Genomic DNA, 16123 nt, shown 5'->3' on the forward strand with positions numbered 1-16123 from the left:
GACTATACCCTGCTAGGAGTACTAATCTTCGGCAACAAAGCCGTCATTTTCGATAAAGTGGTGTTCTGTCATTCCTTGGTCTGTAAAGACGATTCCATGAAGGACACCACCATAGACAGCTCCCCCATCCATGCCAATCTTGCCATCTTCTGTTATCCAAAGCTCAGCAGTACCTCGGTCTTGCTTCAGCAAACCATAAACTGGTGTATGCCCAAAGACGATGGTTTTTCCAGTATGATTTTCAGCTTCGTGGAATGGTTTTCTGAGCCAAACTTTTTTATAATCTGTAGTTTCATGCCAGTCATCCAAGGTTAAATCAATACCTGCATGAACAAAGATATACTTGTCTGTCTCTACCACAAACGGCATTTGACGAATGAATTCGACCAAGTCTGCCGCTTCAGTGGTAACCCGCTTGGCATCTTCTACTCCATCAACTGGTGCATCCAAGGGACGACCTAGGATAGAGTTAATGGTTGTATCTCCACCATTGCGACGATAATGGTCATAACTTTCTTCTGGGTCATCGAGCCAAGTCAGAAACATATACTCGTGGTTTCCTGACAAACAGATTGCCCCTTGATTATCGACCAAGTCCTTAACCATCTCTAGGACACGGCGACTATCTTCACCACGGTCAATCAAATCCCCTAGAAAGAGCAACTGAGTCTGACCATCCCATGTTTTGAGAAGGTCTTCTAGCATCCCAGCTTTTCCGTGAACATCTCCAATTACATAATAGTCTGTCATCTTATTTCTCCCTGTTTCTCAACAATTCTCTGGCTTGCGTCAGGGCTGCTTCCGTCACATCATCACCTGCCAACATCTTGGCAACTTCCTCAACTCGCTCTTCGACCGTCAAGAGACGAACGGTAGAAACTGTTGAATGGTCATTGCTAATCTTCTCAATAAAGAATTGATAATCCGCAATCGCAATCACTTGTGGCAAATGGGAAATAGCTAGAACCTGCCCATGTTGGCCAATCTTGTGAATCTTCTGCGCAATAGCTTGGGCAACACGTCCTGAAACTCCCGTATCCACCTCATCAAAGACAATGCTAGTCTTGCCTTCTTTACGTGAAAAGGCAGACTTAATAGCTAGCATGAGACGAGATAATTCTCCGCCAGAAGCAACCTTGACCAAGGGTTTAAAGTCTTCTCCAGGATTAGTTGAAATGTAAAACTCAACTGTTTCATTGCCCTCACGGCTGAATTTGCCCTTGCTAAAACGAACCTGAAACTGGGCTTTTTCCATATAAAGATCTTGCAGTTCTTGTTTAATCTCTGCTTCGAGCTGCTGAGCCAAGTCATGACGAGCAGATGCAAGTTGACCTGCCAAATCAACAAGATTAACTTCCAATTTCTTGAGCTCTACTTCCATGTCCTCAGATGAAAGATTATTGCCTGTCAAGAGATTGTATTCTTCCGTAATCTTTGCAAAATAAAGCAAGACATCGTCTACAGTCCCACCATACTTACGGGTAATAGTATGAAGGAGGTCCAAACGATTTTCAACCTGCATGAGACGATTACCATCAAAATCAAGGTCCTCAATAATAGCTTGCAGACGCTTGCTTATATCTTCTAAGACATAGTAAGTCTCAGACAAAGAGCTTGAAATTTCACGGTATTCAGGGTCATACTCTTCGACACTTTCCATGTCATTCATGGCTGAACGAACATTGGCCAGACTTGAAAAATCTTCATTGTCCAACATGCTGTAAGCATTGGTCAGTGTATCCGCAATATTTTTATGGTTGAGCAGTTTATCACGCTCTTGATTGAGAGCCAGGTCTTCTCCAGCCTGCAAGTTTGCTGCCTCAATCTCTGCCATTTGAAATTCCAACATTTCAATACGTGCCTTGTGTTCCTGTTGGTTTTTCTTGACTTCCAGAACCTGCTTGCGCATTTTTCGATAGGCATCAAAACTCGTTTGATAGGTTTCTTTCAAGGCCCAAAAGCCTGTATCACCAAATTCATCCAACATCTGGATATGAAGTTGAGGACGCATTAACTCTTCTTGGTCATGCTGACCATGAATATCTACCAGATGTTGCCCAATAGCACGCAAAACAGACAGATTGACCATCTGGCCATTCACACGACTGATACTCCGACCATTTTGCAATATTTCTCGACGGATGATAATTTCATCCCCCATTTCCAAACCTTGCTCATCAAAAATTTCCTGTAAAAGACGACTATTTTCAACTGAGAAAAGCCCCTCAATCTCTGCCTTTGGTGCACCATGACGAATAACATCTGTCGTTGCACGAGCCCCCAACATCATATTCATTGCATCAATGATAATCGACTTCCCTGCACCCGTTTCACCAGTCAGGACAGTCATTCCCTTTTCAAAATTGAGGGAAATAGCCTCAATAATGGCAAAGTTTTTTATCGAAATTTCAAGTAACATATAGACCTACCAATTTTTTACTTGTTCAAAGATTTCCTCAGCTAGACTTTCACTTCTGGCAATGACTAAAATCGAGCTATCATCAGCTAAACAGCTGAAAATCTTATCCGCAAAAGTCTCGATTAATTGAGCTTTTACAAAGGCTGTATTTCCTGGAATGACTTGGAGATTGATCATCTTGTCCATCAATTCTGCAGACTCAATATTGTCTTCAGCCAGTTGCAAACTTTTTACGATTGATTTTGGCAATTCATAGACATAGGTGTTGTCTCTCAAAGGAATTTTGACAATACCTAGCTCTTTGATATCTCGTGATACTGTCGCCTGAGTGGCAGTGATCCCTGCCTCTTTCAAATGTTCTACGATTTCTTCTTGCGTACCGATTTGATAATCTGTCACAAATCGTCTAATTTTTTCAAGTCTCTCTTTTTTATTCATTTTTAAATTGACTATGCGCCCTCTCTACTACTTCTTCAATCTCAGCAAGAACCTGATTGCTTGCTGACTCTTCTTTTTTCAAATACGCTAAAAACTCAATATTGCCATGACCACCTTGGATGGGAGAAAAGTCCAAACCCAGAACTGAAAAGCCTTCCTCTACTGCCATAGCTGTGACAGATTCAAGGACATTTTGGTGAACCTTGGCATCTCGAATAATTCCATTTTTCCCAATCTGCTCACGTCCTGCCTCAAACTGAGGCTTAACTAGAGCCACAACCTGACCTTGATCGGCTAACACTCGGTGCAAGGCTGGCAAAATCAGACTGAGAGAAATAAAACTCACATCAATACTGGCAAAGCTCGGTTCCTTCTCAAAATCAGTCTTTTCAGCATAGCGGAAATTAAACTGTTCCATGCTGACAACTCGCGGGTCTTGGCGTAATTTCCAAGCCAACTGGTTGGTACCAACATCGACTGCAAAGACCAACTCAGCACCATTCTGCAACATGACGTCGGTAAAACCTCCAGTAGAGGCACCGATATCAATCGTTGTTGCCCCTTCTACTGACAAATCAAAGACCTGCAAGGCCTTCTCCAATTTCAAGCCACCACGGCTGACATACTTGAGTTTCTCGCCCTTGAGTTTTAACTCGGTGTCGTCTGGGATTTTCTCTCCTGGTTTGTCAAAACGTTCTCCATTCAGGACTGCTACGACTAGACCAGCCATGACACCGCGCTTAGCCTGTTCTCGCGTTTCAAACAAACCCTGTTTATAAGCTAGTACATCCACTCTTTCCTTAGCCATTGATCCTCAAACTTTCTACTACCCTTACAATTGATTCTGTTTCAAAGGGAACATGTTGGACAATTTCTTCTAATTTAGCCTCGGCTTGATCAAGAGTTTGGTTACAAAAGGCAATTGCCTCTTCCAAGCCCAACAAGGCAGGATAGGTTGACTTTTCTGCCTGCAAATCCTTTTGTGGAGTCTTGCCAATTTCCTCAAAACTAGCTGTCACATCCAGTACGTCGTCTCTAACTTGAAAGGCCAGTCCAATCAATTCACCAACAGTTTTCAATTTCACCTGCATTTCAGGAGCCAATTCAGCTATAATAGCAGCTGCATGGAAGGGATAAGCTAGTAATTTCCCAGTCTTATTGGCATGAATGGTCTGAAGTTCTTCCAAAGACAAATGCTGGTGCTCCCCTTCCATGTCCAAAACCTGCCCTGCCACCATACCCAGACTACCTGAAGCAAGCGATAAGTTGGCAATCAAGTCCACTTTGATCTGACTTGGCAAATCTGCCTGCGCTATCAAGGCATAAGGATCTAGGAACAAAGCATCTCCAGCCAAAATTGCCATAGCTTCACCGAATTTCTTATGGTTGGTCAAACGCCCTCGACGGTAATCATCATCATCCATAGCTGGAAGATCATCATGAATCAAGCTCCCTGTATGAATCATTTCCAAGGCCGCAGCCACCTGTGCATGTGCTGGTTTAATAGCCACCTGCAAGGCTTCCAGAACTTCTAACAGAATAAAAGGCCGAATACGCTTGCCACCAGCCTGAATGGAATAGAGAACAGACTCTCGCAAACTAGAGGCAAACTGCTGGTCTCCATAAAAGTCTTCCAAGGCCGACTCGATAAGAGCTAATTTTTCTTGCTTTTTCATTCAAAATCACTTTCTGTTCCGTCTTCTTGCATAACCTTGACCAAGGTCTTTTCAGCCTTGTCCAGCGTCGCTTGGAGCTCTTTTGACAAGACCATACCCTTTTGAAAGGCGGCAATCGCATCTTCTAGAGCAATTTCACCATTTTCCAAACTTTGGACGATGGTTTCCAGTTCTGCTAGATTTTCCTCAAATTTCTTTTGTTTTGACATCTTTAACCTCTAATTCTACTTGACCATCTCGCATCAAAAGCGTCACTTGGTCTGTTTTCTTTAAATTCTCAACTGAATCAACTACGGAATCTTCTTTTTTGACAATAGCATAACCACGCGCCACGATTCGACTGGTATCCAACATCAGCAAGGCTTCCGAAAGTCGTTTCACCTCAGCAACCTTGGCATCATAAACCAGCGCCATTTGGCTACGGAGGAGCTTGTCCAACTGAGCTAGTCTGTCCTGATAGCGTTGAATTTTGGTAACAGGTGATAATTGAACCAGTCTATGCGTCCTTACTTGGACGACTTGTTTGTTATCAGAAATCCGTGTACGTAAACTTTGTTTTAAACGCAGCTGCAGTTGATCCAAGCGGTGCAAATAGCCATCATACAAACGCTCTGGCTGTCTAAAGATAACAGACTGACTGCATTTTTTCAAAGCTTCTTGTTTCTTCGATAGGACATTTCGGACTGCTGTTGCCATCCGTTTTTCCTGATTTTGCAAATGAGCTAATAGATCCAACTTGGTCACAGGTGTTGCCAGTTCAGCCGCTGCTGTCGGCGTCGCAGCCCGTCTATCTGCCACAAAATCTGCCAAGGTCACATCCGTCTCATGCCCCACACTAGAGATAACTGGCAAACTAGATTCAAAAATAGCTCGTACCACAATTTCTTCGTTAAAGGCCCATAAATCCTCAATGGAACCTCCGCCACGACCAATAATGAGCAAATCCAAATCGTCACGTTTATTAGCACGCGCAATATTCCGTGCTATTTCCTCTGCTGCTCCATCTCCTTGAACCTTAGTCGGATAGAGAAGGATATCGACACCTGGAAATCGCCTGCTGACTGTAGTGATAATATCTCGAATAACGGCTCCACTGCGGCTGGTTACTACACCAATTCTCTTAGAAAATTGAGGTAAAGGTTGCTTGAACCTCTCTTGAAACAGGCCTTCTTCTGTCAATTTTTTCTTGAGTTGTTCAAACTGAATCGCAAGCGCCCCAATCCCATCAGGCTCAGCCTTTTCTATGATAATGGAGTAGCTACCACTTGGTTCGTAGACCTGTACACGCCCAATCACATTGATCTTCATCCCTTCTTCCAAATCGAAGCCTAATTTCTGATAAATCCCAGACCAGATGGTCGCTTGAATAACTGCATGGTCATCCTTTAGGGAGAAGTATTGGTGAGTAGGTCGTTTACGAAAGTTGGAAACTTGACCAGTTAAATAGACCCGTTCCAAATAAGGGTCTTTATCGAATTTCATTTTCAGATACTTGGTCAAAGTTGTTACCGATAAATACTTTTCCATCTCCACCTACTACTCATTTCCTTGCTCTTTCATAGGTATTATTATACCAAAAATATGCCTAAAAATCTTCATTTATGTACCATTATAGGGGAAAAATAGAAAAAGGAGGCAAGACCTCCTCCTGTGATTATTTGCTATTTCGAGCTTCTTCCAAAATCTTTTCGATCTTGGTGGTCAACAGATCAATAGCAACTGTATTGCTAACCCCTTCAGGAATGACGATATCAGCATAACGCTTGGTTGGTTCGATAAACTGATGATACATAGGTTTAACCACACCTAAGTACTGGTCAATGACGCTATCAAGGCTACGGCCACGCTCTTCCATATCACGCTTGATACGACGAATAATGCGCACATCATCATCCGTATCCACAAAAATCTTAATATCCATCAAATCGCGCAGACGCTTATCCTCCAAGACCAAAATCCCCTCAACGATAAAGACATCTTGAGGCTCCTGACGATAAGTCTTGCTGCTTCGTGTATGCTCTGTATAGTCGTAAGTCGGAATGTCCACCGGACGCCCTGCCAACAATTCCTTAATCTGCTCGATCATCAAGTCTGTATCAAAGGCAAAAGGATGGTCGTAGTTGGTTTTGACACGCTCTTCAAAGGTCAAGTGAGACTGATCCTTATAGTATGAATCATGCTCAATCATGGAAATCTTTTCATCAGGAAAATGCGATAAAATGGCTCTTGAAACACTGGTCTTACCACCACCAGAACCACCTGTCACTCCGATAATGATTGGTCTATTTTGCATGCTATCCTCCGTTTTTTTATCCGTCGTCTATTCTATCACATTTTTTGCAAAATTTATAGTCTGATTTGGATAGTCTAGGGGAAACAACACTCCCTACACCTCAGTTAGACTAGCTAAAAACCTTCCTTGGCTTATAGAGATTGTCCCGTTTTTCTAGAATAGCTAGCAATTTATCTCCTTCAAAAGCAGCCAATTCTTGTTCTGTTTGGTCTAGCTCGATAAAACGACCAAAGCGCACTTCTGCAGCCTGTTCTGGACTTAGGAAAACTTTGACAAGGTCTCCTGTCCCAATCTCTAGAGGATGAAGAAAGTCCAATTGGCCAGCCCCCACTTTTGCAGCAATTTCGTCCAAGGTAAGAGCATCCTCCAGTTGTAAACCTGCGGCACTCGTCCGAGTCAAATGGGACATATGAGCCGCATAACTCAGCTTCTCTCCCAAGTCAACAGACAAGGTACGGATATAAGTCCCCTTACTGCATTTCACACGAAAGGTAAAACGCGCAAGTTCGCCCTCATAAGAGATCGGACTTGTTCGCTCAAACTGATAAATGGTTACCTGACGTTCTGGACGTTCCACTTCCTGACCAGCACGCGCATACTCATAGAGCTTGCGTCCATTGACCTTAACTGCCGAATACATTGGTGGAATCTGAGTGATCCTTCCTGTCAAACTAGCGATTGCTTCATCGACAATGGTTTCGTCCAAGGGAGACAAAACGGGTGTCTCTGCGACCACTTCCCCACTAGCATCCTCGGTCGTCGTTGAATAGCCAAGCGTAATTTCCCCTTCATAGACCTTGCCCTCATCCTGCATAAACTCGACCATACGGGTCGCCTTACCAACTGCAATAGGCAAAACGCCCACTACATCTGGATCTAAAGTGCCGCCGTGACCAATTTTCTTGGTTCCCAAAATCTTACGCAGTTTAAAAACCGCATCATGCGAGGTCATGCCCGCTTCTTTTTTTAAGTTGATAATACCGTTCATGTGTTGCTTTCTACTCCCCCTTCAGTGCTTCAAATTTCGCTTTCATAGTTGGGTTTTTTCGGGTCAATTTTTTGACTGAGACATCGTCCAACTTGTTATTAGCAAGGCGGAGTTGGTTTTCAGATGTGGTTAGGAATTTCTTAACCTCTTCCATCCGCTTAATGGCCTTGTCGATTTCATCAATAGCTTTTCCAAAGTTGGTCGAAGCAGAGTTGTAGTTCTTAGCAAAAGCTACTTTGAAGGCATCCAAGTCTTCTTCAAAATGAGTAATATCAATATTCTGCTCCCGAACCAAGGCCAGTTCTTGCTTATACTGTAGCGAGTTAAGCGCTGCATTCCGCAAGAGACCAATCAACTGAATAAAGAATTGAGGACGAACCACATACATCTTTTCATACTCGTGACTGACATCCACAATCCCAGTGTTAAAGTAGTCGTTATCTGCTTCCAACATGGTCACCAAAACTGCATACTCACATTTTTTCTCCCTGCGATCCTTATCCAATTCCTTGTAAAAATCTGCGTTCTTATGCTTCTTTTCTGTTCCATCAGCCTCATTTTTCATCTCAAACATGATGGAGATGATTTCCACTCCATTTTCGTCTGATTCACGAAAGATAAAATCTCCCTTAGACCCACGCGCAGAGACCTTATTGTCCTTCTCAAAGTAGGCATTTGGAAAGGCGAAACTACGTACCTTGTTAAACTCACTCTCCGCATACTGCTCCAGACTTTCACCGATTGCCTTGGTAGATTGTTGCGCTTTGAAATTCTTGTAAAATTCCACCTGCTCACCAGCTGCCTTGAGTTGAGCTTCATAATTCTGCCTAACAGAAGCCAAAGACAACTCACTTTCTTTTTCTTGTAAAAGAAGCTGATTTTTAACCTGGTCTCGTTCTTTTTCTAGGTCAGAGAGGGTCTTCTGTAGTTGATTTTCATGTTCCAAACGCAAGGTGGCCAATTGGTTTTCTAAGGCCTGTACTTCCTTATCCTTAGCCAATAAGGCCTGATTACTTGTCTGTTCAACCTCTTTCTTGGCCAATTCTTTTTCTGTATCAAAGTTTTGAATTTGACTCTGTAATTGCGCAATTTCTTGGTCTTTTTGAGCCAGTTTAGACTGTTGCTCATTCATGGCCTTTTGCTCAGCCAAGGCCAGTTCCTGCTTCATCCGATCATGTAGTTCCTTATCAAACTCTGCCGTTCTCACTTGGGACAAAAGTTCAGCATACTGACTTTCATTTACTGTAAAGACTTCCCTACAGTTAGGGCATTTGATTTCGTTCATATCGTTCCTCTTTCTAGACTTCTTTATCCATTATATCATGCCTGAGGGAAAATCAAAAACAGTGAGTCAAAACCCACTGTTTATCTTCTTTTTCTTTAAATTTTTTCCAAGGCCAAGCGCAAGTCTTCGATCAAATCATCAACATTTTCAAGTCCGATTGACAAGCGGATTTGGTTTGGTGTAACACCTGCGGCTTCTAGGTCTTTTTCTGACAATTGACCGTGAGTGGTTGTTGCTGGGTGGACAACAAGCGATTTAGCATCTGCCACGTTTGCAAGGTCAGAGAAGATTTCTAAATGATCAATTACCTTGCGGGCTTCTGCCTCCCCACCTTTGACATGGAAGGTAAAGATGGAACCCACACCCTTTGGCAAGTATTTCTCAGCCAAGGCATGGTAAGGACTATCTGCCAATTTTGGATAGTTAACTTTTTCTACCTTAGGATGGTTGACAAGGAAATCAACAATTTTCTCTGCATTTTGTACATGACGTTCCACACGAAGTGAAAGGGTTTCAAGTCCTTGGAGCAAGAGAAAGGCATTAAATGGTGACAAGGCTGCACCTGTATCACGAAGCAATTGGACACGGACAGCGATAATAAAGGCTGCTGCACCCACATCACGAGTATAGCTCAAATTGTGGTAGCTTGGGTCTTCCTCAACAAATTGAGGGAATTTCCCTGAAGCTGCCCAGTCAAAACGACCACTATCAACGATCACTCCACCAATAGTTGTACCATGTCCACCGATAAACTTAGTCGCAGAGTGAATGGAAATATCTACACCGTGAGAAAAGACATTAATCAAATAAGGTGTAGCAAAAGTATTGTCAGAAACAAGTGGAATCTGGTGTCTATGCGCAATCTCAGCCAATTTTTCCAAATCTGGAATGTTAATCAAGGGATTACCCAAGGTTTCAATCAGAACAAGCTTGGTATTGTCATTGATAGCTGCTTCCACTTCTTCCAAATTATCCACATCGACAAAGGTTGTTGTGATACCATAACGAGGAAGGGTTTCTTTCAAAAGATTGAAGGTTCCACCGTAAATAGTTGATGCTGCTACTACATGGTCACCTGCATGGGCAAGCGCCAAAATCGTATAAGTCACTGCGGCCATACCTGATGCTGTTGCAAGAGCTCCAACACCACCTTCAAGAGCAGCAATTCTTTCTTCAAAGGCAGCTGTTGTAGGGTTGGTGATACGAGTATAAATGTTCCCTGGTTTTCTCAAGGCAAAAAGATCTGCACCTTCCTGCGTGTCATCAAAAACAAAGGATGTTGTTTGATAAATCGGCACAGCACGAGACTTAGTTGCTGGATCAACTACTTGCCCAGCATGCAATTGTAAGGTTTCAAATTTAAAATCACGAGTCATAAGGCGACCTCCATATAGTTTCATTAAGGATATTGTAGCACCTTAAGTTATAGTTTACAAATATCAGTTTTCTATATTTTGATATAAGAAATAGCTATTACCCTATTTTAAAGATGAAAAAAGCACGACTCAATCGTGCTCATTTTCTTAATCTACATAAGTATCTTCATTTTTATTGAGGAAGGCATATGGAAGACCCATCAAGAGACCACCACCAATGAAGTTTCCAATGAAGGTTACACCCCAGTGACGAAGCATATTTCCAACACCGAAGTTAGCAATTGAATCAGCAGCAACACTGAATTTCACAATCGCAAAAGAAGCAAAGTTCGCAGCGATGTGCTCGTTTGTTAAGAATACAAACATGTAAATCGCTGACAACACAAGCCATAGTTTGGCACCACCATCTTTGACCAAAACAAATGAAAGAATCGCAATATTTACGAAAATATTTGCCAAAATTGCCTCAAGCAAGATTAATTCATTTGAGCGGCCTAACTTCATCTCAACAACCCCTGAGATGAAACTATCGTGAGTCAGATGTGCATAGGCTGCCGAATGAGCAAAGCCCCAACCTGCTATCAAGGCCCCAATAAGGTTGAACAAGGTACAGTAAAGTAAAATCTCAGCTGTTTTTCTCCAAGAGATTTTTTTCAAGAAACTACCAGCAGTCAAGAACATCATGTTTGATGTTACCAACTCGGCATTCAAGAAAACAATGTAGGCCAATCCCCAAGCGAAGACAAAGGGGAAGAGGAAACGTCCACTACCTGGTGCAATTTTATTAATCAAGTCAGCCCCAACTGCACCAGCTGCTGTACTGAAGGTTAAAAATGCACCTGCGAACATAGAACGAATCGCATACTTAAATTTGCTTTGACTATAAAGACTTTCTTTCTTCTTACAAGCAAATTCAATCTTTGAGATAAATTCTGAAGAAACCATAATAAACTCCTAAAATTTTTTTACCTGATAATTATATCACAAACTTTAGAATTAAGGAAACGTTTTCTGTATTTCATAACAGTTTATTTTGAAACGCAATCTATAAAAAATCAGTAAAACATAAGATTTTACTGATTTATCTTTAATAACGTTGTTTATATGGTTGATTGAAAGCTGTTAGAATTTCTTCAGGTGTTTGTGAATAATCTTTTGTATCTTTCAAGTCACCTTTTACGATAATACGTTCTGTCGCATCATAGTCAACACAGGTTACAAGTGTGATTTCATCAACTCCGGTACGGTCATCAATCTCATCAACGCGATCTGGAGTCACATGCTTCACTTCACGGATTTCATAGGTATAAACTTTATCCTTATCAGTAAGATAAATTTTCATCCCATTTTTAGCGCGTGATAATGGAGAAAAGAGCATTTGGCTGGCGTTTTCCGCCGTGAAGATGTGATGGCTCGCAAGGGTATAGTTTCCTTTCCCCATCACTTGATCACGCTTCATTGTACCGGCTCCATAGAAGAGATTGACATTATCAAGCCCTTTAAAAATAGGCAAGTTAATTTCTACCTCAGGGACAGCAATTCCACCGATAACTGGCAATTTTTGCGAATCCCATTGTGAGGACAAGACAGCTTCTGACGAGATGGCTTTTACGGAATCAAAGTCAAAATTCCCTTCTGTATCTTGATTTTCTTCCAATTTTTCTTTTGATACCTGGCTGACTTGGTATTTATTGGTATTCCAAACCATGAACATATCACGAATTTTTGAATTGAAAATCAAAGCTATTGACAAGATGATTAAGAATCCTGCCAAGATATTGATTAGTAAATTTTTACGGTTTGTTTTCTTTTTATTCTTTTTATGAGACATTATGCTTCACCTTCTGTTTCGTTTTCTGTCCCAACTTCTTCTTTTTCTGCTGCTGCAACCGTAGTAAAGGTTACAATTTTAGCATCTTGATCCAGGCGCATCACTTTAACTCCCATAGTTGAGCGACCTGTTTGTGAAATATTGGCAACGTTGGTTCGAATCATGACACCAGTATCAGTGATAATCATCAAATCTTCATCGCCTTTAACGGTCATAAGACCAGCAAGAGAACCGTTCTTTTCTGTAATCTTAGCGGTTTGCATTCCTTTACCACCACGACCTTTAGTTGGATATTCGGTCGCAACTGTGCGCTTACCATAGCCCTTTTCTGTGATGATAAGAACCTCGTCCTGGTCTGTAATCACACTAGCACCAACAACTGTGTCTCCGTCACGAAGGTTAACACCTTTCACACCAGTGGCGATACGACTCATACCACGAACGGCTGATTGATTAAAGCGAATTGAATAACCAAACTTGGTACCAATGATAATATCCGTGTCCTCTTCTGTCAGCAAGACATTAATCAACTCATCTTCATCCTTGAGGTTTAAAGCCTTAAGTCCATTTTGACGAATGTTAGCAAATTCCTTAACGCTGGTTCTCTTCACAATACCATGACGAGTTGTGAAGAAGAGGTAAGCATCATCGCTGCGTTCAGATTCAACATTGATGATGGTCTGAATACTTTCACCTTCATCCAATTTCAAAAGATTGACAATTGGCAATCCCTTAGCAGTACGACCATACTCAGGAATTTCATAGCCTTTCAGGCGATAGACGCGTCCTTTATTTGTGAAGAAGAGCAGGTGATCATGGGTACTAGTCGACACTAACTCACGAACAAAATCGTCATCCTTAACACCAGTTCCTTGAACACCACGTCCACCACGTTTTTGAGCGGTAAACTCAGCTTGGTCCAGACGTTTAATGTATCCTTTGTTAGAAAGAGTGATTAAGACATCAGCTTCTTCAATTAGATCCTCATCTTCAAGACTCAAGACCTCACCGACCATCAATTCAGTACGACGTTGGTCACCAAATTTACGTTTGACTTCATCTAATTCATCTTTGATGATTTGAGAAACACGTTCGGGCTTAGCAAGAATATCTGCTAAATCTGCAATCAGAGCCAAGAGGTCATCATACTCAGACTGAATCTTATCGCGTTCCAAACCTGTCAAACGACGAAGACGCATATCAAGAATGGCTTGACTTTGACGTTCAGATAACTTGAATTTACTCATCAACTCAGCTTGTGCTTCCGCATCCGTTTCACTAGCACGGATGATACGAATCACTTCATCGATATGGTCTAGCGCAATCAAGAGACCTTCTAAAATATGAGCACGCGCTTCCGCTTTTTCCTTGTCAAAACGTGTCCGACGAACAACCACTTCTTTTTGGTGCTCAATATAAGCATCCAAAATCTGACGAAGGGACAAAATCTTGGGTACACCATTTTGGATAGCAAGCATATTGAAACCAAAGTTAGTTTGCATCTGGGTCATCTTGAAGAGGTTATTGAGGATAACATTGGCTGAGGCATCGCGTTTGACCTCGATTACGAAACGAACCCCTTCGCGGTTTGACTCATCACGAACTGCTGTGATGCCCTCAATGCGTTTTTCCTGAACCAAACGAACAATATGCTCATGCACCTTTGTTTTATTGACCATATAAGGAAATTCTGTTACAACAATACGCTCACGGCCAGTCTTAGTTTCTTCAATTTCAGTACGAGAACGAAGAACAATCGAACCTTTACCTGTTTCATAAGCCTTATGAATACCTGATTTCCCCATGACAAGGGCACCAGTTGGAAAATCTGGCCCAGGTAAGACTTCCATCAAGTCCTTAGTGGACACTTCAGGATTGTCCATAACTAACTTCACTGCATCAATGGTTTCACCCAGGTTATGAGGTGGAATATTGGTTGCCATCCCAACCGCAATACCAGTTGCTCCATTAACTAAAAGATTTGGAAAGCGTGCTGGCAAGACCAAGGGTTCACGTTCATTGGCATCATAGTTATCAACGAAATCAACAGTATTTTTATTGATATCACGAAGCATCTCTAGAGCAATCTTGCTCATACGTGCCTCAGTATAACGCTGGGCGGCAGCACCATCACCATCCATGGAACCAAAGTTCCCATGACCATCTACAAGCATGTAACGATAGCTCCACCATTGAGCCATACGAACCATGGCTTCATAGATAGAGGAATCCCCGTGTGGGTGATATTTACCCATGACATCCCCTGTAATACGAGCAGATTTTTTATGAGGTTTGTCTGGAGTAACACCCAGTTCATTCATTCCGTAGAGAATCCGACGGTGAACGGGTTTTAAGCCATCTCGAACATCAGGAAGAGCCCGCGCTACGATAACACTCATGGCGTAGTCGATAAAGCTCGTCTTCATCTCCTTTGTCAGATTGACATTCACTAAATTTCTATCCTGCATTAATAAATGCCTCATTTCACTATTACTAATTAACTATATTATACCATAATGTCCGCCATATTTCAGGTATCTAAAACCACTAAAACGTTTACATCAAGAACTGAAATGTATATCCGTGACAAAGCTTTTCAAAAGTGATAAAATTGAAATAACTGGGGAAATCCCTGAATAAAATTAAGGAGATGTTTAGAACAATGACTTCAACTAAACAACACAAAAAAGTTATCCTTGTCGGAGATGGTGCTGTAGGTTCATCTTACGCTTTTGCACTTGTTAACCAAGGAATTGCACAAGAGCTTGGAATTATCGAAATTCCACAATTGCATGAAAAAGCTGTTGGTGACGCGCTTGACCTTAGTCACGCCCTTGCCTTCACTTCACCTAAAAAAATCTATGCAGCTCAATACTCTGACTGTGCAGACGCTGACCTTGTTGTAATCACTGCAGGTGCACCTCAAAAACCAGGTGAAACTCGTCTTGACCTTGTAGGTAAAAACCTTGCTATCAACAAATCAATCGTAACTCAAGTTGTTGAATCAGGTTTCAAAGGTATCTTCCTTGTTGCTGCTAACCCAGTTGACGTTTTGACTTACTCAACTTGGAAATTCTCTGGATTCCCTAAAGAACGCGTTATCGGTTCAGGAACTTCACTTGACTCAGCTCGTTTCCGTCAAGCACTTGCTGAAAAATTGGATGTTGATGCTCGTTCAGTGCACGCCTACATCATGGGTGAACACGGTGACTCTGAGTTCGCTGTTTGGTCACACGCTAACATCGCTGGTGTAAACCTTGAAGAATTCCTTAAAGACACTCAAAACGTTCAAGAAGCTGAATTGATTGAATTGTTCGAAGGTGTTCGTGATGCAGCTTACACAATCATCAACAAAAAAGGTGCAACATACTACGGTATCGCAGTAGCCCTTGCTCGTATTACTAAAGCAATCCTTGACGATGAAAACGCAGTACTTCCACTTTCAGTATTCCAAGAAGGTCAATACGGAGTTAAAAACGTCTTTATCGGTCAACCAGCTGTTGTAGGTGCACATGGTATTGTTCGTCCAGTAAACATTCCATTGAACGATGCAGAAACTCAAAAAATGCAAGCATCTGCTAAAGAATTGCAAGCTATTATTGATGAAGCATGGAAAAACCCAGAATTCCAAGCTGCTTCTAAAAACTAATTTAGATAGTAATAACTCCTTGAGTCATCAGGGAGTTATTTTTTATCTGTATTTGAACTAAACATTTTATGAAGTTTACGTAAAAAACAACATAAGGGCACCTCTAAAAACTCCACTCTTATCACAAAAGAAAAAATCAACTGTATGTGTCTCATTTAGTTGGCACAT

Annotated in this window: 15 protein-coding genes; 1 reads left to right on the plus strand and 14 read right to left on the minus strand. The window is 41.8% G+C overall.

The window, feature by feature from the left end:
* Positions 1–21: 21 nt before the first annotated feature.
* The 14 genes from K1I71_RS01945 to gyrA all read right to left on the minus strand — a co-directional run bounded on the left by K1I71_RS01945 (position 22) and on the right by gyrA (position 14774).
* Positions 22–750 carry a metallophosphoesterase family protein gene (locus K1I71_RS01945; RefSeq protein ID WP_223330070.1) on the minus strand — a complete coding sequence of 243 codons (729 nt, stop codon included), beginning with the start codon at positions 748–750 and terminating at the stop codon, positions 22–24.
* A 1-nt stretch (position 751) separates the two neighbouring features.
* Positions 752–2419 carry a DNA repair protein RecN gene (gene recN / locus K1I71_RS01950; protein ID WP_223330071.1) on the minus strand — a complete coding sequence of 556 codons (1668 nt, stop codon included), beginning with the start codon at positions 2417–2419 and terminating at the stop codon, positions 752–754.
* Positions 2420–2425: 6 nt separating this feature from the next.
* Complete coding sequence (locus K1I71_RS01955; RefSeq protein WP_020900686.1) at positions 2426–2857, minus strand: arginine repressor; 432 nt, start codon at positions 2855–2857, stop codon at positions 2426–2428.
* On the minus strand, positions 2850–3665 hold the full coding sequence (locus K1I71_RS01960) for a TlyA family RNA methyltransferase (protein ID WP_223330072.1): 816 nt from the start codon (positions 3663–3665) through the stop codon (positions 2850–2852). The genes K1I71_RS01955 and K1I71_RS01960 overlap by 8 nt, the downstream gene beginning before the upstream one ends.
* Positions 3658–4533: a polyprenyl synthetase family protein gene (locus tag K1I71_RS01965; protein WP_223330073.1), complete on the minus strand. Its 876-nt coding sequence runs from the start codon at positions 4531–4533 to the stop codon at positions 3658–3660. Before K1I71_RS01965 ends, K1I71_RS01960 begins: the two co-directional genes overlap by 8 nt.
* Positions 4530–4742: an exodeoxyribonuclease VII small subunit gene (locus tag K1I71_RS01970; RefSeq protein WP_000043226.1), complete on the minus strand. Its 213-nt coding sequence runs from the start codon at positions 4740–4742 to the stop codon at positions 4530–4532. Before K1I71_RS01970 ends, K1I71_RS01965 begins: the two co-directional genes overlap by 4 nt.
* On the minus strand, positions 4720–6060 hold the full coding sequence (gene xseA, locus K1I71_RS01975) for an exodeoxyribonuclease VII large subunit (RefSeq protein WP_223330074.1): 1341 nt from the start codon (positions 6058–6060) through the stop codon (positions 4720–4722). The genes K1I71_RS01970 and xseA overlap by 23 nt, the downstream gene beginning before the upstream one ends.
* Positions 6061–6187: 127 nt before the next feature.
* Positions 6188–6826 (minus strand): uridine kinase, encoded by a 639-nt coding sequence (gene udk / locus K1I71_RS01980; RefSeq protein ID WP_001181377.1) that lies wholly within the window; start codon positions 6824–6826, stop codon positions 6188–6190.
* A 109-nt stretch (positions 6827–6935) separates the two neighbouring features.
* The gene (gene truB, locus K1I71_RS01985) at positions 6936–7814 is read right to left on the minus strand and encodes a tRNA pseudouridine(55) synthase TruB (protein ID WP_223330075.1); all 879 of its coding nucleotides are present in this window, start codon (positions 7812–7814) and stop codon (positions 6936–6938) included.
* Between the two features lie 10 nt (positions 7815–7824).
* Positions 7825–9099 (minus strand): DUF2130 domain-containing protein, encoded by a 1275-nt coding sequence (locus K1I71_RS01990; protein ID WP_223330076.1) that lies wholly within the window; start codon positions 9097–9099, stop codon positions 7825–7827.
* Between the two features lie 95 nt (positions 9100–9194).
* Positions 9195–10475: an O-acetylhomoserine aminocarboxypropyltransferase/cysteine synthase family protein gene (locus tag K1I71_RS01995; RefSeq protein ID WP_223330079.1), complete on the minus strand. Its 1281-nt coding sequence runs from the start codon at positions 10473–10475 to the stop codon at positions 9195–9197.
* A 147-nt stretch (positions 10476–10622) separates the two neighbouring features.
* A complete protein-coding gene (locus K1I71_RS02000) occupies positions 10623–11420 on the minus strand; it encodes a formate/nitrite transporter family protein (protein ID WP_000254773.1) in 798 nt (265 codons plus the stop codon).
* Positions 11421–11562: 142 nt separating this feature from the next.
* A complete protein-coding gene (locus K1I71_RS02005; RefSeq protein ID WP_033686926.1) occupies positions 11563–12306 on the minus strand; it encodes a class A sortase in 744 nt (247 codons plus the stop codon).
* Positions 12306–14774, minus strand: a complete 2469-nt coding sequence (gene gyrA, locus K1I71_RS02010) for a DNA gyrase subunit A (RefSeq protein ID WP_223330077.1) — start codon at positions 14772–14774, stop codon at positions 12306–12308. The genes K1I71_RS02005 and gyrA overlap by 1 nt, the downstream gene beginning before the upstream one ends.
* A 194-nt stretch (positions 14775–14968) precedes the next feature.
* Here gyrA and K1I71_RS02015 point away from each other — a divergent pair, with 194 nt between their 5' ends.
* On the plus strand, positions 14969–15955 hold the full coding sequence (locus tag K1I71_RS02015; protein WP_000204728.1) for an L-lactate dehydrogenase: 987 nt from the start codon (positions 14969–14971) through the stop codon (positions 15953–15955).
* The last annotated feature ends 168 nt before the right edge of the window (positions 15956–16123 follow it).

It is taken from the genome of Streptococcus mitis (genome assembly GCF_019929545.1).
In the GTDB taxonomy this organism is placed as follows: domain Bacteria; phylum Bacillota; class Bacilli; order Lactobacillales; family Streptococcaceae; genus Streptococcus; species Streptococcus mitis_BU.

Bases quoted from the DNA above. Each gene is read 5' to 3' on its own strand.
- K1I71_RS01970 (WP_000043226.1), bottom strand. From the start codon at position 4,742: ATGTCAAAACAAAAGAAATTTGAGGAAAATCTAGCAGAACTGGAAACC.
- K1I71_RS01960 (WP_223330072.1), bottom strand. From the start codon at position 3,665: ATGGCTAAGGAAAGAGTGGATGTACTAGCTTATAAACAGGGTTTGTTT.
- K1I71_RS01955 (WP_020900686.1), bottom strand. From the start codon at position 2,857: ATGAATAAAAAAGAGAGACTTGAAAAAATTAGACGATTTGTGACAGAT.
- K1I71_RS02000 (WP_000254773.1), bottom strand. From the start codon at position 11,420: ATGGTTTCTTCAGAATTTATCTCAAAGATTGAATTTGCTTGTAAGAAG.
- xseA (WP_223330074.1), bottom strand. From the start codon at position 6,060: ATGGAAAAGTATTTATCGGTAACAACTTTGACCAAGTATCTGAAAATG.
- truB (WP_223330075.1), bottom strand. From the start codon at position 7,814: ATGAACGGTATTATCAACTTAAAAAAAGAAGCGGGCATGACCTCGCAT.
- K1I71_RS02015 (WP_000204728.1), top strand. From the start codon at position 14,969: ATGACTTCAACTAAACAACACAAAAAAGTTATCCTTGTCGGAGATGGT.
- K1I71_RS01990 (WP_223330076.1), bottom strand. From the start codon at position 9,099: ATGAACGAAATCAAATGCCCTAACTGTAGGGAAGTCTTTACAGTAAAT.
- udk (WP_001181377.1), bottom strand. From the start codon at position 6,826: ATGCAAAATAGACCAATCATTATCGGAGTGACAGGTGGTTCTGGTGGT.
- gyrA (WP_223330077.1), bottom strand. From the start codon at position 14,774: ATGCAGGATAGAAATTTAGTGAATGTCAATCTGACAAAGGAGATGAAG.
- K1I71_RS01965 (WP_223330073.1), bottom strand. From the start codon at position 4,533: ATGAAAAAGCAAGAAAAATTAGCTCTTATCGAGTCGGCCTTGGAAGAC.
- K1I71_RS01995 (WP_223330079.1), bottom strand. From the start codon at position 10,475: ATGACTCGTGATTTTAAATTTGAAACCTTACAATTGCATGCTGGGCAA.
- recN (WP_223330071.1), bottom strand. From the start codon at position 2,419: ATGTTACTTGAAATTTCGATAAAAAACTTTGCCATTATTGAGGCTATT.
- K1I71_RS02005 (WP_033686926.1), bottom strand. From the start codon at position 12,306: ATGTCTCATAAAAAGAATAAAAAGAAAACAAACCGTAAAAATTTACTA.
- K1I71_RS01945 (WP_223330070.1), bottom strand. From the start codon at position 750: ATGACAGACTATTATGTAATTGGAGATGTTCACGGAAAAGCTGGGATG.